13 protein-coding genes and 2 pseudogenes are annotated in these 22,415 nt (G+C 60.1%); 2 read left to right on the top strand and 13 right to left on the bottom strand.

Annotated features, from left to right (window positions below; all coding sequences use genetic code 11):
* The 12 genes and pseudogenes from FCU66_RS19100 to FCU66_RS19045 form a co-directional block, all read right to left on the bottom strand.
* Positions 1 to 1,091 (bottom strand): annotated as a pseudogene (locus FCU66_RS19100) (hypothetical protein); the annotation flags it as partial.
* Between the two features lie 199 nt (positions 1,092 to 1,290).
* Positions 1,291 to 3,834 carry a hypothetical protein gene (locus FCU66_RS19095; protein WP_181956563.1) on the bottom strand — a complete coding sequence of 848 codons (2,544 nt, stop codon included), beginning with the start codon at positions 3,832 to 3,834 and terminating at the stop codon, positions 1,291 to 1,293.
* Between the two features lie 449 nt (positions 3,835 to 4,283).
* The gene (locus FCU66_RS19090) at positions 4,284 to 5,789 is read right to left on the bottom strand and encodes a lipopolysaccharide biosynthesis protein (protein WP_246093952.1); all 1,506 of its coding nucleotides are present in this window, start codon (positions 5,787 to 5,789) and stop codon (positions 4,284 to 4,286) included.
* Between the two features lie 230 nt (positions 5,790 to 6,019).
* Positions 6,020 to 6,895: a sulfotransferase family protein gene (locus tag FCU66_RS19085; RefSeq protein WP_136621170.1), complete on the bottom strand. Its 876-nt coding sequence runs from the start codon at positions 6,893 to 6,895 to the stop codon at positions 6,020 to 6,022.
* A gap of 66 nt (positions 6,896 to 6,961) precedes the next feature.
* Positions 6,962 to 8,281, bottom strand: a complete 1,320-nt coding sequence (locus FCU66_RS19080; protein WP_136621169.1) for an HlyD family type I secretion periplasmic adaptor subunit — start codon at positions 8,279 to 8,281, stop codon at positions 6,962 to 6,964.
* Between the two features lie 13 nt (positions 8,282 to 8,294).
* Positions 8,295 to 10,487: a type I secretion system permease/ATPase gene (locus FCU66_RS19075; protein WP_246093951.1), complete on the bottom strand. Its 2,193-nt coding sequence runs from the start codon at positions 10,485 to 10,487 to the stop codon at positions 8,295 to 8,297.
* Positions 10,488 to 10,570: 83 nt separating this feature from the next.
* Positions 10,571 to 11,938 carry a polysaccharide biosynthesis/export family protein gene (locus FCU66_RS19070; protein WP_246093950.1) on the bottom strand — a complete coding sequence of 456 codons (1,368 nt, stop codon included), beginning with the start codon at positions 11,936 to 11,938 and terminating at the stop codon, positions 10,571 to 10,573.
* A 136-nt stretch (positions 11,939 to 12,074) separates the two neighbouring features.
* Positions 12,075 to 13,295 carry a glycosyltransferase gene (locus FCU66_RS19065; RefSeq protein WP_136621168.1) on the bottom strand — a complete coding sequence of 407 codons (1,221 nt, stop codon included), beginning with the start codon at positions 13,293 to 13,295 and terminating at the stop codon, positions 12,075 to 12,077.
* 69 nt (positions 13,296 to 13,364) lie between these two features.
* Positions 13,365 to 13,808, bottom strand: a complete 444-nt coding sequence (locus tag FCU66_RS19060) for a GFA family protein (protein ID WP_136621167.1) — start codon at positions 13,806 to 13,808, stop codon at positions 13,365 to 13,367.
* A 261-nt stretch (positions 13,809 to 14,069) separates the two neighbouring features.
* A complete protein-coding gene (locus FCU66_RS19055) occupies positions 14,070 to 15,701 on the bottom strand; it encodes a nucleoside/nucleotide kinase family protein (protein WP_136621166.1) in 1,632 nt (543 codons plus the stop codon).
* Positions 15,702 to 16,074: 373 nt separating this feature from the next.
* Positions 16,075 to 16,638, bottom strand: a complete 564-nt coding sequence (gene nusG / locus FCU66_RS19050) for a transcription termination/antitermination protein NusG (protein WP_136621165.1) — start codon at positions 16,636 to 16,638, stop codon at positions 16,075 to 16,077.
* A gap of 15 nt (positions 16,639 to 16,653) precedes the next feature.
* Positions 16,654 to 18,750 (bottom strand): GumC family protein, encoded by a 2,097-nt coding sequence (locus FCU66_RS19045; protein ID WP_136621164.1) that lies wholly within the window; start codon positions 18,748 to 18,750, stop codon positions 16,654 to 16,656.
* Positions 18,751 to 19,181: 431 nt separating this feature from the next.
* On the opposite strand from FCU66_RS19045, the gene FCU66_RS19040 reads away from it, so the two are divergent.
* On the top strand, positions 19,182 to 19,760 hold the full coding sequence (locus FCU66_RS19040) for a hypothetical protein (protein ID WP_136621163.1): 579 nt from the start codon (positions 19,182 to 19,184) through the stop codon (positions 19,758 to 19,760).
* 429 nt (positions 19,761 to 20,189) lie between these two features.
* Positions 20,190 to 20,897 (top strand): Crp/Fnr family transcriptional regulator, encoded by a 708-nt coding sequence (locus FCU66_RS19035; protein ID WP_136621162.1) that lies wholly within the window; start codon positions 20,190 to 20,192, stop codon positions 20,895 to 20,897.
* Between the two features lie 519 nt (positions 20,898 to 21,416).
* Here the strand turns inward: FCU66_RS19035 and FCU66_RS41970 are convergent.
* A pseudogene (locus FCU66_RS41970) lies at positions 21,417 to 21,547 on the bottom strand (CsbD family protein); the annotation flags it as partial.
* Positions 21,548 to 22,415 lie beyond the last annotated feature (868 nt).

The following is a 22,415-nucleotide window of genomic DNA, read 5'->3' as shown; positions in this document are numbered from 1 at the left end:
TGGTTGGCGGTGGAGTCGGCGTCGGGCGGTGCGTTGAAGGCTACTGGATTGCCGGGTCCTGGCAGCAGATATTCGATATGCAGCAGTGGCGCGGTGGCCGGGTTGAACTCGTACGAGTCGGCCGTGCGCGTGCCGGTGCCGGTGACCAGGAACGCCATATCGTTGAGCGCGGCCCAGCCCGAGCGGTTGACGATCTCCTGCACGACCGCCGAGAGGTCCGGCGTGCGCTGGGCCAGGCCATGCTCGCCCACAATGGCCCACGGGTCAGGCGTCCAGGCCGTGGAGGCTGTCGTCCTCGGAAGCGCGGACACGTTGAAGCTGACGGCCGTAAAAGGGCTGGCGTCGTCAACATTATCGCCTTGAATGAGCAGCGACGCCGCGCCGGTCTTCACCTCATTGGCCTGGAACTGGATATAGGCGTTGGTGATGATGGCGCCCTTCGGAAGGTCGATGCTGGTGAAGCGGATGCCGACCGTCTGGCGGGTGCTGCCGTCATAGCCCAGTTCCAGATCGCTGATGTTGGTTCCGATCGTACCGGAGCCTTTCTCCTCGACATCGTCGCCGGCGGACGCCACCCTCGTTTCGAAGATCGGGTCGATTGCATTCAGGGCGGCGAGGCTGCTGGTGGTGATAGCGCCCGTCGAGACCGTGCCGGTGTCAGCGATGGGGGTAGAGGCGGTGAAGGTGACGCCGCTGCCGGCATGGCCCGTTCCCGCAAACTGCCCGAGGCCGGTGTCTCTCGTCGCCACGGTGTCGAGAAAGGTGCTATCCGGATGGATGCCAAGCCCGGCTGCCGCGTCCGCCAGCCCGATCAGCTCGCCACCGGTTGCCGTGATCGGGACGGCGCTTTGACTGTCACTGTGTTTGCCGGTTTCGACGGCGAGGCTGACGCCATCCGATGCCCCGGAAGCCTGCGGCACGCCGTCATCGCCATGCAGGTGCTCCGCAATCTTCGGACCGCCGGTTGCGAACGCCGTGACCGAGCCGTCATCGAGCGGTTGAAGGCCTTTGAGGAGGGGCGTCGAACCGAGCTCCGTCGCGAGCAGTCCGATTGCATTGCCGCTGTCTGGAAGCCGATGTGGTTTGGACATGGCAGAACTCCTTTGCCGTAGTTTTCCGCACCTGGGCCTCGCTAGGCCCTGATATGGGCGGCAGGGCCAGGTCCGGTCCGCGGCGATCGAGGACGCCAGCGGTTAGAGGCGTATGGGGAGGCGATGTGCTTGCTGGGCATCCGGCAGGCTGCAGTGAACTGGACCACGGCAGGACCTTGAAGCAACGCGCCCTGCCGGATCAGGCGAGCAGCCAACCATTCAAATGGAATTCATAGATCTTGCCGTCGTTCTCGGTCGGATTCGGGTCGTTGTCCACGCCGCGATCGACGATGTAGAGGCTCATCTGGTGGCTTGGATCGTCGCTGCTCGGCGCCAGCGCCAATCCCGCCGGCTTTTGCGCATTCGCTGCGGAGATATCGAGCGTGCCCAGCAACCCACCTGTCGGTGTCACCATTGCCACTGAGTTGCGCGATTGAAGGATGTAAAGGAGGTCGTGGACCGCGTCGTAGGCAATGCTCTCGTCCGAAGGGATTCCGAGCGCCTGCGCGGAAAAACTCGTCACGATATCATCGCCACCCGTGCTCGGGACGCCGTCAAATCTGCCGTTGGGACCCGGTGCGACGGTGTAAATCGTCTGGGTTGAGCCATCCGCGACATACAAGACTCGATGGTTCGGGTCATAGGCGACGCTCTCCGGATCCGAACTGCCGAACGCGGATGTCTTGAATGAGGTCACTTTGTCGTCGGATGTGTTGTAAAGCCCGTCTCGCCCGGGGTTGAGCTCGTACACGCTCTTCGGGGCAGTGTCGTCCGCGAAGAAGAGATGGTGGTTAGCAGGATTATAAGCCACCCCGGCCGGCTCATCGGAGAACTTGACGGTCGTGAGCGTGCCCGCAAGGGTGCCGTTCAAATTCATCTGGTAGAGATTCTTGCCAGTAAAAAGCGCAGGTATCTCCTCGACTTCGCTGTCGGCAACCAGCAACGTGCCGAGGTGAGAGATATAGACGATATCAGTCGGGTCGGGACTCGGCGGCGACCACTGCGAAGTCAGGATGGTGTGTGACAAGGTCACCGATGTGGGCAGCAGCTGGCTACCATCGGTGACAGCAACGCTGAAGGCATGAGTATCGATGCTGCCGTCTGACGACTTCGCGGTCACGGTGAAGGCGACCGACGTCTCGGTCTGGGCATTGAGCGTGCCGGTGCCCGAGCGTGTGATGACGCCGGTGCTGGCGTTGATGGCAAAGCGCGGGTCGTCGATGCTGTAGGTGATCGTCGATCCGGCATCGGGATCCCTGGCCGAGGCGGTGATCCCGATCGCCGTGCCGGCGGCGGCGTTCTGTGTAATCTGGTTGACCGCGGTGTTGGCATCCGGCGGGGTGTTGAACGCAACGGGCTCCGGGCTGTTGAGCACGGCGAGGGTGAAGGCGTGGTTGACGGTGCTGCCGTCGGAGGAGGTTGCCGTCACCGTCAAATTGATCGATGTCTGGGTCTCGAAGTCGAGCGTGCCGGTGGCCGAGCGCGTGATGACGCCGGTGCTGGCGTTGATGGCAAAGCGCGGGTCGTCGATTCTGTAGGTGATCGTCGATCCGGCATCGGGATCCCTGGCCGAGGCTGTGATCCCGGTGGCTGCCCCCGCCGCCGCAAGCTCGGCGATCTGGTTGACGGCGGTGTTGGCATCCGGCGGGGTGTTGAACGCGACCGGCTCAGGACTGTTGAGCACGGCGAGGGTGAAGGCCCGGTTGGCGGTGCTGCCGTCGGAGGAGGTTGCCGTCACCGTCAGGTTGATCGATGTCTGGGTCTCGAAGTCGAGCGTCCCGGTGGCCGAGCGCGTGATGACGCCGCTGCTGGCGTTGATGGCGAAGCGCGTGTCGTTGAGGCTGTAGGTGACGGTCGAGCCGGCGTCGGGATCGGTGGCCGAGGCGGTGATGCCGACGGCCGTGCCAGCCGCCGCAAGCTCGGCGATCTGGTTGGCGGTGGAGTCGGCGTCGGGCGGTGCGTTGAAGGCTACTGGATTGCCGGGTCCTGGCAGCAGATATTCGATATGCAGCAGTGGCGCGGTGGCCGGGTTAAACTCGTACGAGTCGGCCGTGCGCGTGCCAGTGCCGGTGACCAGGAACGCCATATCGTTGAGCGCGGCCCAGCCCGAGCGGTTGACGATCTCCTGCACGACCGCCGAGAGGTCCGGCGTGCGCTGGGCCAGGCCATGCTCGCCCACCGTGGTCCACGGGTCCGGCGTCCAGGCCGTGGAGGCTGTCGTCCTCGGAAGCGCGGACACGTTGAAGCTGACGGCCGTAAAAGGGCTGGCGTCGTCAACATTATCGCCTTGAATGAGCAGCGACGCCGCGCCGGTCTTCACCTCATTGGCCTGGAACTGGATATAGGCGTTGGTGATGATGGCGCCCTTCGGAAGGTCGATGCTGGTGAAGCGGATGCCGACCGTCTGGCGGGTGCTGCCGTCATAGCCCAGTTCCAGATCGTCGACATTGCCCGATATCGTACCGGAGCCCTTCTCCTCGACATCGTCGCCGGCGGACGCCACCCTCGTTTCGAAGATGGGGTCGATCGCACTTAAGCTGGCGGCGAGGAAGCTGCTGGTGGTTTCGGTAGCGCCCGTCGAGACTGTGCTGGTGTCAGCGATGAGGGTAGGAGCGGCGAAGGTGACGCTTCTGTCCGCATGATGCCCGAAGCCGGAGGCATTTGCCGTCACGCTGTCGAGAAAACTGCTGTCCAGATGAATGCCAAGCCCGGCTGCCGTCTCGGCGAGGCCGGTGAGTTTCAATCCGCCATCGCTTCCCCATGTCGGGGCGATGCCGTGCGCGGAGATGAGATCGAGCTTGCTCGCGGCCGGATCCAGGCCGGGAGTGTGGCTGCCCTTGCCGGTTTCGGCAGCGAGACCGTCGCTAAGATCGGAGGGCTCGCGAGCTGTCTCGTTGCCGCTCGCCCCTACGATTGGCGCGGTCCCATTGTCGATGTTCAGCCAGTCGCCCTTGATGCCGGGGTCGATGCCGAACTCCGTCATCAAGAGTTTCGCGTCACTCCAGCGAAGCTCAGTTAGTTTAGCCACGTCGAATCTCCTTTAGGCATTTCCCTCGACCAAGACCGGAATCTCGGCGTGCCCGACAGGGCGTCAGTTTCCGACCCCAGATCGAACACGGCGCCGCGCGTGAAAGCCGTGACACGAAGGCCATGGCCCGCCGGTCGGGCACAAGGGTCGACTTCTATCGCTGATCAGTCTGTTGCCTTCTTCAGTCTGGGCCAGGCGGGCGCTACGGCCGCGAGCAGACGCAGCAGTGATAGGCCGTCCCGTCCAAGGAACAGCGACGGCAGGATCCAGCACAGCAGCAAGCCCCCGGCGGATGCCAGCAATGCTGTTTCGATGAGCAGGAGAAGAGGAGATAGCTGGAACTCGCGCAGCCATTCCACGAGTGCCCAGACGCCGGTCCCGACAACGCCGGCGAGCGCGAGGCCAGGCAGGTGCGCCACGAAGAAGTCCGCCCACGTCATCCCGGTCACCCGGAGGCTCAACTGTGCCATGAGGAAGAAGTTGATCCCGAAGGCCGCGCCGACGCCGAACGCCACGCCTTCTATGCCCCAGCGTTGCCCTATGAGGGATCCGGCGAAGACGCCGATGGTGAAAACGGCCTGGCGCCAGGCGCGAGCGTAGACCGTGCCGGTAGCGCGCGAGACGGAATCGCTAAGCTTGTAGCTCGTGCGGAACAGCATGCTGAACGCCAGGATCTGCAGCGGGACGACAACGCCTACCCACCCCCGTCCCAGAATGACCACAACCAACTCGGGCGCGACGATCGCCACGACCACACTGGCTGGCAGAACGAGCAGAGCGCAACCCGCGACCGCGCTGCGATAGGCACGGGCAAGCCGCGCGGGCTGCTCCTGGACCAGTGCCATGGTCGGGAACAGCACGCGATCGAGAACCTGACCGACGATGACCGCGGGCGTCGTCATGAGCTGTGACGACAGGCCGTACAGGCCGAGCGCATCGGCGCCGAGCCAGCGGCCCACGACAAGCCTGTCCGCCTGGGTGGCGAGATAATTGCACACCCGCGCAATGGTGAAGCCACTCCCGAAATAGAGCAGTTCGACGATGGCGCGCCGCTCCAGCAATGGCCGCATCGGATGCCGCTGGCCCGCGAGCAGCACGATCATGCGGATGAATTGCTGGATCAGGAGCGCGCCGACAAGCGCCCAAATGCCGAAGCCGAGCCAAGCCAGAACCGGACCGGCAACGACGTAGCCGGTAGCGAAGGCGCAGGCATCGACGAGCGCCAGCCAGCGGAATCGCAGCGCGCGCTGGGCCGCGGCCAATGCCACCATGGACGCCCCTTGGAAAAGGAACACGAAGCAGATGGCACGAACGACGGGAGCCAGATCGGCGAGCCGAAGGAGGCCGGCAATTGCCGGTGCCATCGCCCAGACCAACGCGGACACAAACAGGCCGAGGAGGCACGACAAGGTGAACCCGACCCGAATATGCCGCTCTTCCAGCACAGGTCGTTGGACGATCGCGGGGGTAATGCCAAGTCCCTGGAAGATCGCCGAAAACTTGATGACGATCAGCGCTGCGGAGTAAAGACCGAACTCATTGGGCGATAGCAGCCGGGCCAGGATGAGAAGAGCGACAAGCTCCGCGACCGCGAGGGCACCCATGGACAGAGCCGTCCAGAACATGCCCACGACACTTTGTTTTGCCAACCCGCGCCCGTTGTTGCTCACGCCTCTCTCCACTCCTCGGCCGACCCAAACAGGCGGCCATTGCGTTTTCCTGGATCCGCCGAGCTACACAACGGACTTGGGGATTTGATTGCCCTCGGGCCCGATTCGCACAGGGACGAACGATCCATGATGCTGGGCGAAGCACCCGCGCCTGCCCGCCGTCACGATCGCACCGGTCATGAAGGAGGCGTCGGCTGCGGTGCCGCCCGCCCGCGCCCAGCGCGCCTTGGCTACTGAAGGGGCGAAGGGATTTCGTAGCGATAGAACTCCATCTCATCCCGGATCTCCGGTATGATCGCCGTCAGATCCTTCCTTTCGAGGCGGAGCCACTTCTGCTGGCGGCCGGGGTCGATCATCTCCTTGGCCGTGCGAGCGATATCGTCGGTGCAGTTCAGTCCGCAATGTTCATAGATGCGCCGCAAGACAAACTCGGGATCCTGTATCAAATCTTCATAGCGAAAAGACAGCACGCGGCCGTTGCCCAGCCTGGCGAGATCTTCTCGAGCCTTTCGATTGCCACGCGCCCACTGGCGCGCGATCACCGTCAACTTTTCTTGCTCCTTCAAATCCCGATCTATGCCCTTGTAACGCGGCCCATAGATCGATGTATATTTTTTCCCCAATAGCCTTTTTGTGACTATCTGTCTTATGAGGTCGTTTGCGTAATAAGGAATCTGCGTGACGGGAGTGAGTTTCAAGAGCCGTATCAGGCCCTTCATAGACTTTGCCCGCTGCCATTTAAGCTCCATCGAGCTTATGTACGAGAATGGATTCCTCGTAATATACAGAAATATGGCCTCCGGAAAAATTTCGTGGACAAACGGAACGCGCAAGACATTGGCAGGCGTGTTTTCCATGATTTGTCGGTCGCCGTGCCGCGACTGGTATTCAAGGAACCGGCCACGAATGTAACGAGCGACCTTTTCGGTGGCATCGGTTTCGCCAAATTCGTCATGACGCCGCGCCGGATCGGCGTATAACCACAATGTTTTCGGTTCGTACCAGGTAACGATGTCGGGGTGCAGCCCGATCAATTTTTGCGCAATTGTTGTGCCCGACCGATAGTTGCCGATCAGAAAAATCGGAGGTTTCAGCCCTGTTGCCATCTGACGAGTCTCCGTTGCCAAGGTGAGAAGATTGCGCCGAGCCGCACGACAAGCTGCGCCGCGCGGCTATTGGTCCCTGAACGCGCGCATCATCTGGTCCGTCAAAGGCTTCATCAGGTAGGAGAGCACCTTGCGGTCGCCAGTGCGTATGAATGCTTCCACCGGCATGCCGGGAAGGAGCGAGACAGGGCCGAGTTTCTTCGAATCCTTCGGGTCGGGTGTGATGCGGACCACGTAGTAGACTTCGTTGGTGTGCTGATCGCGCGTTACGTCGGCCGCGATCATGGACACCACACCTTCTGTTTCGGGCGTCGTGCGGACGTTGAAGGCGGTGAAGCGAAGAAGCGCGCGCTGGCCGATCAAGAGCTGATCGATGTCCTGCGGAGCGGCCTTCACCTCGACCGTGAGAGTGTCGGTGTCGGGCACGATCAGCATGATCGGCTCCCCCGCGCTGATCACGCCGCCCACGGTATGGACTGAAGATTGATGGACCGTGCCGCTGGCGGGAGCGCGAATATCGATGCGTGACAGCTGGTCCTCGGCGGTGACGTTTCGCTCCTCGAACTCGGCAATCTTGGCCTCAACCTCGCGCAGTTCGCTTCCGGTCTCGCTGGAGAACTCCTTGTCCAGCTGCAGGATCTGCAGCTCGACTTCGGCGATTGCTCCCTTTGCCTGCGCCATGCTCGACACAAGTTGCGCCCGCTCGCCCTCGATGCGTGCTGCCTCGCGTTCATATTCGGTCAGCTTCGACTTGAGGGTGAGCTTCATCTTGACAAGGCTGCGGATGTCGACGAGTTCGTCTTGGATCAGCTCGATCTCCTTCGTCTTTGCCGATTCCTGGGCCGCATAGCCTTCGATCTGTTTCCCGAGCTGTTCGATGCGTTCGCGCAAGCGTGCCTTGTTGCCAGACACCTCGGTTCGACGAAGCTCGAAGAGCCGTTGTTCGCTGGCCACCGTGGCGGCAATCTCAGGGTCGTTCATTCGCGCCACGAGCATTGGGGCAAGCGTCATTCGCTCAACGCCGTCACGCTCGGCTTCGAGCCGGGACTTTCGCGCATAGAGCTCATCCAGGTTCTTTGTCACGTAAGCCAAACTGGCACGCGGAATGGTGTCGCTGAGCTGGACCAAGATATCTCCGGCCCGCACACGGTCGCCATCGCGCACGAAGATCTTGCCGACCACGCCGCCGGTCGGGTGTTGCACTTTCTTTTCGCTGGTCTCGACGACCACCGCGCCATGCGAAATCACTGCTCCCGAAATGTCCACCGTCCCGGCCCAGACTCCCATTCCGCCGACGAGCAATGCGACGACGGTCGTCCCGCCCAGCAGGTTACGGCGAATGGATCGCCGGTTGGAAAGCGATCGGCTCAAAATCGCAGCCGTCATGTGTCCGTTTCCATCAATTCGGCAGTTGGGGTGAACTTGAAACAGGCTGGAGGCTCTCGGGCATGACCTGTGGCATCGGAAAGAGCTTGGACAGAACGCACTGTCTCGTGCCGAACATGTGCATCTGCCCACCTTTCATCATCAGCAGGAAATCCACAGTGGTGAGAATGTTCGGGCGGTGGGCCACGATCGCCACAATGCCGCCGCGCGCCTTGATTGCGAGGATGGCCTCGGCAAGCGCCATTTCGCCTTCGATGTCGAGATTGGAGTTGGGCTCGTCGAGGACGACCAGGAACGGGTCGCGATAGAGCGCGCGTGCCAGCGCAACCCGCTGACGCTGCCCGGCTGAAAGCGCGGTTCCACCCTCGCCGATCTGCGTCTCGTAGCCATTGGGAAGACCGATGATCAGCTCATGGACACCGGCAGCGCGGGCGGCGGCAACGATGGCATGCGGGTCCGATCCAGGTTCGAAGCGGGCGATGTTGGCTGCAACCGTTCCTGCGAACAGTTCGACGTCCTGCGGAAGGTAACCTATGAAGCGGCCAAGGCGCTCCGACGACCACTGATCGAGCGCGGCGCCATCCAGCTTGATGCGGCCAGCCATCGGTCGCCATGCGCCGACCAGCCCCCGAACGAGGCTCGATTTGCCGGAACCGCTTGATCCGATGATGCCGAGCACCGAGCCGGCGTCCAGGCTGAAGTCCACGCCTTGCACGATGATCCGTTGCACGCCAGGAGCGCCGATCGCGATGCACTCCACCGTCAGATTCGAACTGGGCACCGGAAGTGCCATCGGCTGAGCGTCCTGCGGCAATCGGGCGAGCACCTTGCTCAGCCTGCTCCAGCTTTGGCGCGCGGCCACGAAGTTGCGCCAATGGGCGATGGCAAGATCAACAGGTGCAAGCGCACGGCCCGCAAGGATGGAGCCGGCGATAATGACCCCGGACGTCGCCTCGCCCTGGATCACCAGCCAGGCGCCCATACCCAGCATTGCCGACTGGAGCATCAGTCGAAAGGCGCGGGCGAAGCTGCCGAAGCCTCCGACTAGATCGCTGACACGCTGCTGTTGCGTAAGATATTCGCGGCTCGCTTCCCGCCAATGGTCGTGCAGGCGCTTGCCCATGCCCATTGCCGCAAGGACCTCAGCGTTGCGGCGACTGGCCTCGGCGAAGCTGTTGCGCCGCAAACCTGTCAGAACCGCGGCGCCCATCGGTTTGCGCGTAAAGACCTCGGTCGCGGCCGTCAGCGTCACCAACACGATCGCGCCGCAAATGGCGGTGATCCCGAGGGTCGGATGAAGGCTCCAGATGATCGCCAGATAAAAGGGCAGCCACGGAAAGTCGAAGAGCGTGCTGGGCCCGGGGCTCGAGAGAAATGTGCGGATGTTGTCGAGATCGCGCTGCGGCTGCAGCCCGTCGCCCTGCTGGCCGATGTACAAGGGCAGCCTTGACACGGCGGTGAACACGCGTCCCCCGACCGTTTCGTCCAGTTCAGCGCCGATCCGGGTCATGATGCGGCCGCGCACGAGATCGATGACCGCCTGCCCGACAAACAGAACGCCGGCCAATATCGCCATGGCCACCAGAGTCGGAACGCTGCGGCTTGGCAGTACGCGATCATAAACCTGCAACATGAACATCGCGCCGGTCAGCATGAGGATGTTGCTCACGCCGCTAAAAGCCGCGACGCCCGCAAATGCTGCCTTGCAGGAGCGCAACGCATAGGCCAGTTCCGAACCCGGCGGTGGCTGGATGTCCCTTACCGAGGGTTTGGCGCGGGCGTTCGCGAACGCGCTTGGCAAGCCGCCCCTTCGCCTTGCCTTGCGGGCGGCTAGTATGAGCAACAAGCCCAGGGTTGCGATCCCCAGCCAAACCGGAAGAGCGTCCGGGCCGGCCAGCAAGACCAGCGGATCGGAAAAATAGCGCCAGTCGGCCACGAGATCGGTCCACGGCCGCGTCGGCCAGTTCTGCCCCAGATCAACGAGGCGCGACAGAAATGCAACTCCCGCAAGCACAAGAGCGAGGAGGAGCAGGATTGCACCTGGAATGCGCGATCGGACGATGGCACGGCGGCGCGGGGCGCGAAGTAACGTCTTGCGGCGCGCCGTTGCACTGAGCAGGGTTTGCCGTCTCTGCTCCGTCTCGACATGGGAATTCGCCCGGCGGAGGCGGCCCCCCACGACTGTCAATGCTGCCCTAAGGATCATAGTCAAGGTTCCGAAGATGAAAGCGTTGCGAGACCGCGGGCCTGAAGCAAAACCGTGCTCGAGTAAGCGGGCATGTGTTCGTGCTATTGGCCGAGAATACTCGGCTGGAGGGCCGAGCCTTCCGCCTTTGGGGCCGCCATTGTTCCGGAAGTGTCGGGTGCGTAGAACCCTTTGTTGGCCACAATCGAAACCTCGATGACATCGCCAGCCCTGACTTCCGTATTTTCATCGGCGACGATGTCGTGGGCGACTTTCTGGTCACGCCTGAAAATCGAAATCTTCACAGAGCCTTGCAAGTCGTCGAAGGTCCTCTGCTCGCCATATGTGAAGATAAAGAGAAGCTTGTCGGCAACGTACCTTATCTGACTTTGAATTTTCCCCAGTTCGACCTGCGTATCCTGGGTCTGCGAGATCAAGTCCATCTCATAACCCTGCTTCTTTTTTCTCAGCTCACTCTCCGAATTCAGCATCGCCTGCTGCGCTTGTTCCTGCTGCAGCTCGGTCTGAGCAAGTTCGGCGCGATAGCTGGTATGGGCTCTCTCCGCCGTCATGACAGTCGAGTTGGTTATCAGACCTTTTTCCCGCAGTGATCGGGCAGATTGCAGTTCCTCGAGTTGAATGTTCGCGGTCTTTTCCCGTTCTTTTCGCGCGGCGGCGACCATATCTGCTTCCTTCCGGGCCTGATCCAATGAGACATCGAGGTAGGAAATGTCGTCCCGATACGCGGCAAGCCGGGCGTCCAACTGCGCTTGTTCGGACGCGACGATCTCGGCAATCAAGTGTCCGCCAAACTCGACTGGCGGATCCGGCGGAGCAACGAAGGACTTATCCTGTCGGCTTTCGGCCTGGAGCCGGGCGAGCCGGACCTTCAAACGATATTCTTCGATCGCCAGACCTGCGCGCGCGCTGCGGAGATCAGCTATTTGCAGGGCCGGCTCCGTGTTTCCCGCGGCGGTAGCCCGGAAGCCGCCTGCTATGGCGAGTGCATGGCGAACAGTAATTCCGGGTTGAAACGGGTACGATCCGGGATGAGCCACCGTTCCGGAAATAAAGAATGGCCGGTACTGGCCGATCTCCACTTTCACGAAGGGCTCGAGGATGAGCTTCTGCTGCTGAAATGCACGCTGAATGGCCTGCGAAAGGGCAACGCTGGTGAGGCCGCGCGCTTGGATATCACCCAACATGGGAAGTGATATCGAGCCTCGATCATCGACCACGACTTCCAGCGGATAGGATACCTCGCCAATCACGGATACCCGCAGGGTGTCACCGGTGTCGAATGTATATCCATCCGCGCGGGATGCATCCGCGGTGAGCAGAACAAAGGCAATGGCAAGGCCACCGATCAATGCGAGCACGCGGCCAGCCGCGGGTTCGTATCCGAGAAATAGTCGTCGGCCCCAATTCTTCATTCGCAAAGGCTTGGAAAGAAATTGCTGATCGGCACGCATACACATCGTCGGTACTCCGGTTGTCTTGCCTGCCGTCAGCTCCAATCGCCATTTGTCGGAGCGTGACAGCAGGGTATTCGTTCAGTTCGAGAAGTAAGCCTTGGAAATTCGTGCTCCTTCGAAGCAGCAAAAGGGATCAAAATCCGTGCAGCCCTGAGGTTTGCTTTACGAGGCGGTCGCGAATTCGTGCGTCGTTTGGCCTTGCGGCCGAAAGGGCTGACTCCAGGACGGATTGATAAATCAGCTCGACCCTGTCGCACATGGAATCCAGTCCCCAGGATGAAAGGTCGGTGAGTTTCGCACTGTCAGCCAGTCGAGCGCGGCAGTGCTCATTTTGGAGAAGATCGGCGACCGCCGCCGCTGCGGCGCCCACGTCGTCCGCTGGCGTTACAATTCCATTCACGCCATGCTTCACAACCTCTTCCACTCCCGGCAAGTGCGAGACCACACTGGCTCGACCACCCGCCAGATACTGCATCATGACCCGAGGCAATCCTTCTCGCATCGACGTCAGCACACATACATCCGCCAGGCTGATCAGTCGTTCAGGCTCGCAATGGTAGCCGATCATACGAACGTTGTTTGCGAACGGGGATCGTTCAATGGCCGATTCAACGGCGGATCGCGCTGGCCCTTCACCGGCCAGCAGCAGTCGCACGTTCGGAATTCGGTCGACGACTTGCCCGAATGATTCAATGAACTCGACATGGCGTTTTCTCGGTTCCAGTGCAGCCAGCATCAGGACCACCGGTGGCTTTGGCTCTCCGACAGCCGTCCCCAGGAGCAGATGCGGTTCTTGCGGCCATTGCGCGTTCGCGAAGCGTGCCAGATCGAAGCCGGAGTGAACGACATGGTGCTGATCGGGACTGCCCAGATGATTGGCGATGCAAATGTCGCGCATAGCCTGGCTGACATCGATGAAAGCGCGTGTGAACTTCGCGGCCAGGCGTTCGGCACCCAGAAATATCAGCCTCCGCGCGTTGCCCACATGGACGAAAGGCAAAATGTGCACGCCATGTATGATGCAAGGGATATTGGCTTCCTTGGCGGCAAGGCGGCCGACGATGCCGGCTTTGCTTTGATGTGTGTGCACGATGTCAGGCCGCCAATCGCGCATAAGGCGAGTGAGTTGCCCGAACGCAGAAATGTCACGGGATGGTGAAATCGAATTGATGAGTTTTTCCAGGGTCACTACCCGAACGGCTTGGGCAACGGACGCCCGCAAACTCGGGTCGTACTCCTCGCCGTGAACCAAAAGCACGTCGTGGCCGTGCCGCGCCTGAGCTAGACAGCAGGCCAATGTGTTCTCTTCGGAACCTGCCCGAAGCAGTCTGGTGAGCACATGAACGATCTTCATTTGCTTATACCTCAGGGGACATGAAATCCGGGGCGCATCCGGGTGAAAGGGCGAGCGCAAAATCAAATTTCACGCGACCGCATCGACGTCCGACAGCGACCTCGGCGCCGGCACTTCTGCGCTGTTCGCCGCTGGCCGGTCGCGCTCGAACTGTTCGGTGCCGGGCAAGGCATGCAGCCAGGTTTCGCGTCTTGAGGTCCACAATTCATATTCGGGTACGAGGTCGGTCGGCGCGACGTCGAGGCTGCCGATCATCACCTCAGCCTCGTTGTCGTCGACCCAGGCGACGCGGCCGCCGCAGGTCCGGCAGAAGCTGCGCGTGCCATAGGAGCTGACGAGGCCCGTCTTCTCGAAGGCCTCGCGCGGCCAGATGGCAAAGGCCGAATAGGCCGAGCCGCCGGCCTTGCGGCAATCCTTACAATGGCAAAGACCAATGCGGAGCGGCGGACCGCGGACCGAGAACTGCACGCCGCCGCACAGGCAACTGCCGGTCCTGCGTATGGTGTCGGACATGGCAACCTCCCTCAATGCTTGGCGCTGCGGGCCGGGTGGAACAGGTGCTCTTCCGAGACTGAGCCATATTGGCTCGTTCGAGTCGGAGCCCCATGCCGATGCCGGGATGAGACAGCCTCTAGCGGCGAGCCGCCATCGAGCGCGAGCGTTCGGCGGCCTTTCCCCCTGGCAGGGAACACCTGTCGATTCGCGATGGCGGAAGGCCGTGCGTCAGGGTCTGTTGGGGATGGATCCCTGGCCGATGAGCCGCCCGCTCTGCCTCTACAAATTCAGCCAGATATGCCTAAAAAGTTCCCGCCCGACCGCCTCTATGCCGGCGCTCGCGTCAATGGTTTGGATGTTCTTGTCCTTGGCTCGCAGTTCCGCCATCAGCGATAGCCGCGCATCGAACGCTTCCTTCTTGATTTCTCCCGGCTTTCGCTGCTCGGAGACGGCAAAATCTGAAACCAGGTGCAAAGTGAGGTGTGGCCGGCATTCTGCCATCTTCTGATAGAGGCTCTGCTCCAGCCGGGCGAGAGCTGACAAGCCTGGGATGCTGAACAGGTGTGGTGGGATGGTTGGCCCGTCCAGATATCCCCTGCCGAGCGCTTGCGGCCACCTGTCGCAAATGACGATCAGGCCGCGCGTCGCCCATCGATGTGCACGTTTCACGACAGCGTATCGCTCAAACGCGATCAAAACTGCCCACAATGCCAACGCCGCAGCAGCAACTCCTCCCTTCGACCAATTTCGGCTAGTGGAATTGTTGCCACCTTGCTGGGCCAAGGACATCAGGCGGCGTCTATAGGGAAAAACCAGACTCTGTAACGCCTTGCGAAGCCACCACCCATTGCCGTCGCCGGTTCCGACATATGCTTGCGCACACCCAAATTTCCATCGAAATATCTGTGTCAGCCGATCAGCCTGAGTGCTCTTCCCCATGCCATCAGGACCTACGAGCGCCACCACAAATCCACCAGCCGAAGGCCGTCTCTTTGGTGGAAACCCGCCGGGCATCCAGCGGTGAAGGCACCTCAAGGCGAGATAGGAGGTCTTGCGGACCAGATGGACGACGGCATCGGCTACTCCGTAACGTCCCGTGTAACCACACATTTCCCGGATCGAACGCCGCAGCCTGGAAAGATCTCCACGGTGGGCAACCAACCTGTCGGTGCTTTGCAGGAACCTGCAGGTCGCGATTCTCCCGCCGCCAAGCGTGTATTCCACGACGTGCAAGCCTTGCTCGCCTGACGGAAATGGCAGGCGTGCAAATTGGTCCTTCCAACCGTCCCCGATACTGATCCATTGTCTCCAAGGCAGTGCCCAGGCCCGAAAGGCGAAGCGAGCAATTGCTATCCGAATCTCGTCTTCGGGAGAGACGACCGGGATCGATACGCCGTCCACGCAAATCGACTCCCATCGTGTAATCGCCGCATGATCGAATACCGGATAGCGCTTGCGAAACTCCCAGCCGACCCGGACCCCGATATGCATGTCGAGATGGAGATAGCGGCCATGCGAAAAGTCGGGCAGGAACCAGTCCTCTCGGCCGGCGCAGACATTGTCGTAGCAAGACAGGCTCACGCTGCGACAGCCGTGCAGCTTGCTCACGATCGAGCAGAAGGCTGGGTAGTCGTGTTTGTCCAGAAGGACATCCAGATCGTCTCGGCCCGCAAGTCCATATTGCAGGGATGCGAGATCCTGAATTATTCCGTACTTCAGACCGCTCTCATTGAATGCTCGAAACAATTCTGTGGCGATCGGCAGGGACGGCACCGTCTCGAGGGGCAGGAAGGGGGCGCTTCCGTCGGTTTGTGTAAGACCTGCATCTGCTTTGCTGCCCGACGGGCTTGTGCCAACCACCCTGGCTGGCGCTGGAACACTCGCCCCCGGCGTCAACGTTTCGGTCAGCATGCTTGCCTTGGCCTCTGGAGCCCAGCGACGATACTGTTGCGGCTGCAGGCCATCCCGAGACGCTCCAAGGTCCGCGGGACGGTGGCTTCCGGGTTTGGATTTCCGTGAAGGTTGCAAGGGGTTTCCCCAGTTGATCGCGTCGAGAGTCAATCGCTCATCGTCGCCGGAAAGTCGTCGAATTGGCGCCATATCCATCCATTGGCGGCTGACTGGTGGGACGTGCATCCAATGTCAATGCCGGCCTGAAGGCTGGGATGTCGGCTTTTGCAAGCTGCCGCATCGAGGGTGAATTGGGTGCCAATTCGTCCCTCCTTGCCCGATGGTCTCGGCATCTTCCGCGCAAAATTGTTAGGTGAAAACTAACGTATAGACTTCAAGAAATTGCTGAAAGTTTATCCCGGTCGATCGTAATTGGAATCGACCGGTTCATAATATCGAGGAGAATTCTGACTGCTCCAGCACTTCCGACATGATCAAGAACGCCAAGCTGGTCCAAGAACGGTCCGTCTATGATCCTAACTCTTTGGCCTGGCCTCAATAGAATGTCGGGGTGCAAAATACCGTCGTCATCGGTTGCTGAGATTAAAGACTCAATCACACCATATGGCGCCGGTGTCGGCATTCCTTTGCTCATGACGAGTTTCCGGACGCCGACGGTCGAGTTGATGGGGTACCAGCTCTGCTGATGAACAGCCAGCGAGACGAACAGATAGCAGTCGAAATACGCACTGGAGACGGTTCTGACAATGCGAGCGTGGCGAACGGTTCGTCTTCGCTTGGGCAGATAGGTTTGGAAGTTTTGCGACAACAGGTGCCTCTCCGCCAAGCTCTCGGAATGTTGGTGCGTCTGGACCACGCACCAACGCGCGGAATCCCCGTCGTGAATTTTTCCTACCGGCTCTTGAGAGCGACTATGAGATAAGTCAGCGTGCAGCATGGCGAAATATTTTCTCTAGTTGAGATAGTAACTGTCAGAAACACTACTTTCCAAGGACGTGTAGCGGCCATATTTTGGCAGCTTTGGTTCGTCCACCATTGTCAGGGCGATGCCGGCAATCTTGGACCGGCCGCCAAGATGGCGAATTCCTTCGGCAACGGCCTCGCGCGAGGTTTCACGCCACTTCACGACAAAGAGAACTTTGTCGACATACCTCGCTAGGATCGAGGCATCGGCCGCAGGTCCAACAGGTGGTGCGTCAATGATCACCGTGTCGAATCTCCCGCGAAGCTCGTCGAGGACCGAGCGCATTCGCGCGGAAGCAAGAAGGGCAGGCGGGTTCCGGGTCCTTGCGCCGGCAGGGAGGAGGGAAATCCCCGAGCGTTCGTCCCGATGAATTGCGTTTGCAGCCCTCATCGGTAAAGTCAGAACGTCGACCAACCCGACCTTATCCGCCATGCCGAAGAAAGCCGTGGCAGCAGAAAGCCGCAAGTCCGCATCGACGACCAGAACCCGTTCGCCGTCGGCCGCGGCGGAGCAAGCCAGGCTCAATACCAGGGTTGTCTTTCCTTCGCCGGGCATCGCCGATGTCACCAGTATGAGGCGCGGCGAACGGATCAGGTCCGGTGTTGCCTCGATACCCAGGCGGAGCCGCCGCACGGCTTCGCTATACCTGGAGAGTGGTCTGCGTTCGAGATAGGCCACAGGTTGGGCTTGGGACTGGGCGTCTCTCGACCAGCCCGGCATTCTTGGCATGGACGCAAGAACCGGAACGGCCAGCTCGTCCTCTATCTGCTTCTTTGCCATGAAGCCGGAAGCGAAAAGTTCACGAAGAACGGCGCCGGCGCCCCCGACGAAGATGCCGAGGACAAGTCCCAGGGCAGCAAAAAGAGGCCTGTTCGGGAAGCTTGGCGAGACCGGAACACTGGCATTGGTGATCACCCGTACGCCGCTGTTGAGGAGGGTGGACTTCTCCTCGGTGAGCTTCGCGCGTGACAGGAAGGTCTCGAAGAGTTCCTTGTTCGCGGCGGCGATCCTCTCCAGGTCGCGCAACTGGACGCCAACCTGACCTTCGATTTCGGACCGGTTGGATACCGAGTCCATGGCCCGAGCGAGAGAGGCTTCCCTGGCTTCGGCGGCGTCCACTTCATTCTTCAGATTGCCGGTGAGACGCTGGACTTCAGCGGCGATCTGTCCCTCGATGTCGCGGCGCTCGGCCTGAGCCGTCATGACATCCGGATGCCGTTCGCCATACTTCAATTTAAGATCGGCTTCCCGCCGACTGACCAGAGACAACTGAGCCCGAAGGGCGCTGACCACAACGGATTGCAACGCGCCAGGCATCGACTGGATGTCGCCTCCACTAGCCTGCAACTTGTCAACTTGTTGGTATTGTGCCCGTTTCTCCGACAATTCGGCGCGCGCGTTGATTAACGCGATATTCAATTCGGACAGCTGCTGGTCAGTCAAGCTGCCCGCGGCCGTCGCCAACAAGTTGTGATCGATACGAAACTTCTGGACAACTTGTTCAGAACGACTGAGTTCTGCCCGCAGATACGCGGCGCGATCGCTGAGCCATGTGGAGGCCTTCTGGACTCCTTCGTAACGGGATTTGACTCGATCAGCGAGATACGCTTGGGCAATCGCATTTGCCAGCGATGCTGCTTTCGCAGGGTCGTACATGCTTGTATCGATTTGAATGACGTTCCCAAGCCCGACGCGCGAAACTCCCAGCGAGCCCTGGAGCCATGCCAACGCTGCCGGCCCGATCTCAGGGTCTTCCGTCAGCTTTTCGCTGTCAACCACCTGCTGAAGAAGTGAAGCGGATCTCAGGACTGCGATCTGGCTTTCGATAAATGTTGGATTGTCGGCAAAGTCAGAATTGGAATAATCTTGCGGAGTCATATAGTCGATCGGGGCATCCAGCAATATTTGTGCAACGCCCGTGTACGATGGAGGAATTACATAGGCGGCACTAACAAATAAACAGAAGGTAATCGCTGCAATGCTGAACACCAACTTCCATCGACGGAGGAAGAAATCAAGGATCTCCCTGACGTCGAGCGGTAGAAACTCTCGGTTTATGAGCGGATTGTCAGTTGGACTTGCCATTTCCGAATCCTTGCGATCAGCAGCACAACTCACCCCCTCCAGCGTTGGCTGGTTGGCTGAATGGCTTCAAAATAGTTCGGCCAGTTAGCTGTCAAGCGCGCTCAACCGCATGAAATGTAAGGGTTCGCCCCCTGCCATCCGGCAAGTCCCAATCGCTTTGTTCCGCCCAACCGACCGATCCCGTCACCGGTCAGCCGGAAACATAACAGCTTCGCGGACATCGTCGCCATTACCATTATTGAGTAGTAAATCGGCTAAAGGTCGATCTGGTCTACCCGACAAGCCTTTCAGACCTTAGGACATTCGCCGGGAAATCTGTCGCTCTTCCGGGAGGTCTAGAACGCCACCACCGACCACGATCAGGCGCGCAGGGAGAACCTACGCTCCCAGGCGCCGAGCAAGCGGCCGGCCTCGTCCAGCCTGAGGTTGATATGGATACTTATAGTGACGTTGTTCCGGGGCTTGTAGCTTGGGCGGTCAGCAGACCGTTGTCCATTCTGATGCTGTCTGCAACCTGGCCGTTGATGCTTCTTCTGAATAAGGGCCGGTTGCTGGTCTACGGGACCCTTGCCTTTTTTATTGGAGCCGGGGCCTTGATTGTATTCGGCATCGAAAGTCCCGCAGGAGCAGCCGTTGTCGTTTTGGCCTACAGTTTGCTGGTTTCAGTTGCCTTGCTTTCCGCCTGGAAGCGACTTGCCCAAATCGAAAACCGCCTTGCATCGGTCATATCGGCACTCGACGACCTGGAGGTGGCCGAAGAAAGATGGCAGACTTACAACGCCAAACGTGCCCTGCGACGCCGGAAGTCGGCAGCCAAGCCAATGGAGCAAATCGTTTCGACCGGCGCAACGCAGGGTCTCGAAAGAGATACCCAGGTGATCGCCGGCCCGCCTTGGCAAGAATTGCAGGCTCCCGATCCGCGAGTGGGATTGGCTATTCCGGCTTCAGCTCGACCCGCGGTACCCGACGGACTTCCAGAAAAGCGTCAAGCAGGGCTGCTATCAAGTTGAGCGGTTCTGTTTCGCGAGGGCTTTAATCGGCTGAAGCGACCGCAAAGTAGCGGTGACGTTCGCTGGGCGCGGCCTAGAAAAGATGTTCGAAGGCGAGCGATCGGTGGCTGCCGGAAGTCCCAGGGCAAGTAGCTGAGGCCATTCCGGTAGCTAGAGCCGGCTTCGATCGAGATGACCAGCGCTGGTCGACTTTCATCCCAATGGTTCACACACTCGCTGCGAGCGGGACGAAAGTGCGCGATCCCCCTGGAAGTCGTTTTGTGCCAGGGCGCCACGACGGATCCACCCAAAAGTGGTAAGGCTGACCCAACAGTGGTAGGCTGCAACGCCATTTGGCTGAAAGGACAGCTGGAACTTTTTGTCCAGTTGATGGTTTGCAGCTTCAGGTTGATCGAAGGGGCGATCATGGGTGGGGCTTTTTAGGACAAAATGGACTTATCAAAACAGGCTTTTGGGCTAGCGAGGGGACCTACGCTTGCTGACGCGAGTTGGGAAAAGGGATTCTCTGTACTGCCCGGGGCTGTGCGCCGCCTTTATCCAGCGAACACGACGATTGCACGCGAGCATCAGGCCAGATCCCTTATCCTGGTAGTGACTGCGGGATGGGCCGCATTCGCCAAGACATTGCCGAACGGCTCGCGTGTCATCGTCGATTTTGCGCTTCCTCGCGAAATTGCCTTGATTGAGTTCAGCGGAGAAGGGGGCGAGACGGTAACGGCTCTTTCCGATGTGACTGCGATCGAGTTGATCGGTCCTGTCCATACTTGTTTATCGCGCTATCCGCAGGCCATTTGCGAGACTATCCTGCTGGCTGAGGCAAGGCGGTACTCCAGGGTTGCGGAACATCTGGCAGGAGTCAGTAGAAGGGATCCTGTGGAACGCACGGCTCATTTTCTTCTTGAACTGGCCTGCCGCGCACATCGATCAGCAACGACCTATCCGGACCGCTTTGAATGTCCGCTGACGCAGGCTGAGCTGGCCGACGCGTTGGGGCTTTCAGCTGTGCATGTAAGTCGCGTGTTGAAGGATTTGCGAGAAAGCGGGTTGGCTTCATTCCGCAATGGTGTGGTCGAGTTGCATGACCATGCGGGACTTATCAAAACAGCCGGATTTGATCCGTCTTACATTTCGAATTGATCTCAAGCGTAGTGCTGGTCTCCGCCCCGCAACTGGATCGATCCTCTGGGTGGTCAACGCCACCCTCTCGCGCTTTTTCCGGTCGGTAACGCACCGAGCCGTAAGCGCTACCCAGAGCGTAAGGGAAATGGCCGGTGCGGGTGGGTAACCCTCCGGGGGACGTGAGGACCGCACCGGCCACTACGGCGGGCTTGGGGTTACGCACCCGCATTTGTCAATTTACTGGCACATTAGCAACCGCGCAATTAAGCCTATCGGTGGTGCCCGGTATAGGGGAGTGCTGATATCGGGATAGTTCGGCCGCCATCCGCCTTGACGAGCTTTCTTTTCGAGAACAATTTTGTCATGTCCAATCCGGTGAGATGGTCCGCGCCGATCGGCAGGCGCGAGCGACCGACCAATCCACGCTTCCCGATCAGCGGCAGCAACTGCTGCCCTTTACTGCGGGCACCTGGGAAGTCCGGACCAGAACCGGACTTTCAAACGCAATTGGTCCGAACGCACGGTCGGAATACTGTCCTACCAGCCTTGCCGACCATACCAGTCGTCAACGTCCTTCCGCACCTTCTCGATACCTTAGGGGCCTGGATTTTGCCTTCGAGCTGATCGCGCTTGCCGGCGATGCGGTCGAGGTCATCATCAGTAAGCTTGCACGGGGGAAAACGACCCGCTTCGCCGGCTCCTTCTTGACTTAACCAGCCTTGCTGCCAGACCACTTTGCCTTTGCCAGCGCCGGTTCGTGGCGGCTTTTGCGAGCCGGAGCTTTTCGGAACCAGATCGTCTGGTGCTGCTCGCCGCCTAGTTCTTTTGCGTTGTGAGCTCATCCAAGTAGTGGAATGGACTGAACGCCATATGAGCTTGTAGCGTTCTCTTTTGGGCGCGCAGGCTGGGGAGCCGTATGATACCCCTACAAATCAAAGAGTTGTTGGAAATTGACGCGTACCGGCGAACCATCAGGACGCTCGACCACGCCTATGACGTCGACCTGGCAAATGCTTGCACGCCCGCGGAGCGGGAAAAGGCTGAGTACCGACATTATTGGGAAACGTTCCTATACTATGAACAGATTGCGGAGATAAAAACGCGGCGACTGCTCCGGAAGGCGGATCGTCTCAATATCCGGATTAGCAACGAGGGCGACAACAGCCCAATGTGGCGAAGATCGTCCCAGCTTAACAGCTGGATCCTGACGCCACTTGGTTATTCTGAAGTCCAAAATATGATCCGCCAAGAATGTAAAAACCGCCGAGAGCACGCCACCACCTGGGCTAGCGTGATCGTCGGCCCACTCACCCGGCTAGTGTCTGTTTGGCTGGTTGCACGCGGGCAGTAAGCTGCACAGCGCACGGCTCTTAAGCCAACTTGCGCATCCAGCGTGAAGGCGCATGTCGCTGCCCGGTACGTGGCGCGCCTGTGGCCGAACCAAGCTCGCCCAGACATCGTCAACGATAAGGAGTTTGGGATGGTACAGGGTGGGCTGAAATTCGAATATCCGAACGCCGGCTTGGAGCAATGCGC

This window comes from Mesorhizobium norvegicum, from assembly GCF_004919685.1.
In the GTDB taxonomy this organism is placed as follows: Bacteria; Pseudomonadota; Alphaproteobacteria; order Rhizobiales; family Rhizobiaceae; genus Mesorhizobium; species Mesorhizobium norvegicum.
The sequence above is the reverse complement of the archived record's forward strand: the minus strand, read 5'-3'. Positions and strand labels throughout refer to the sequence as shown.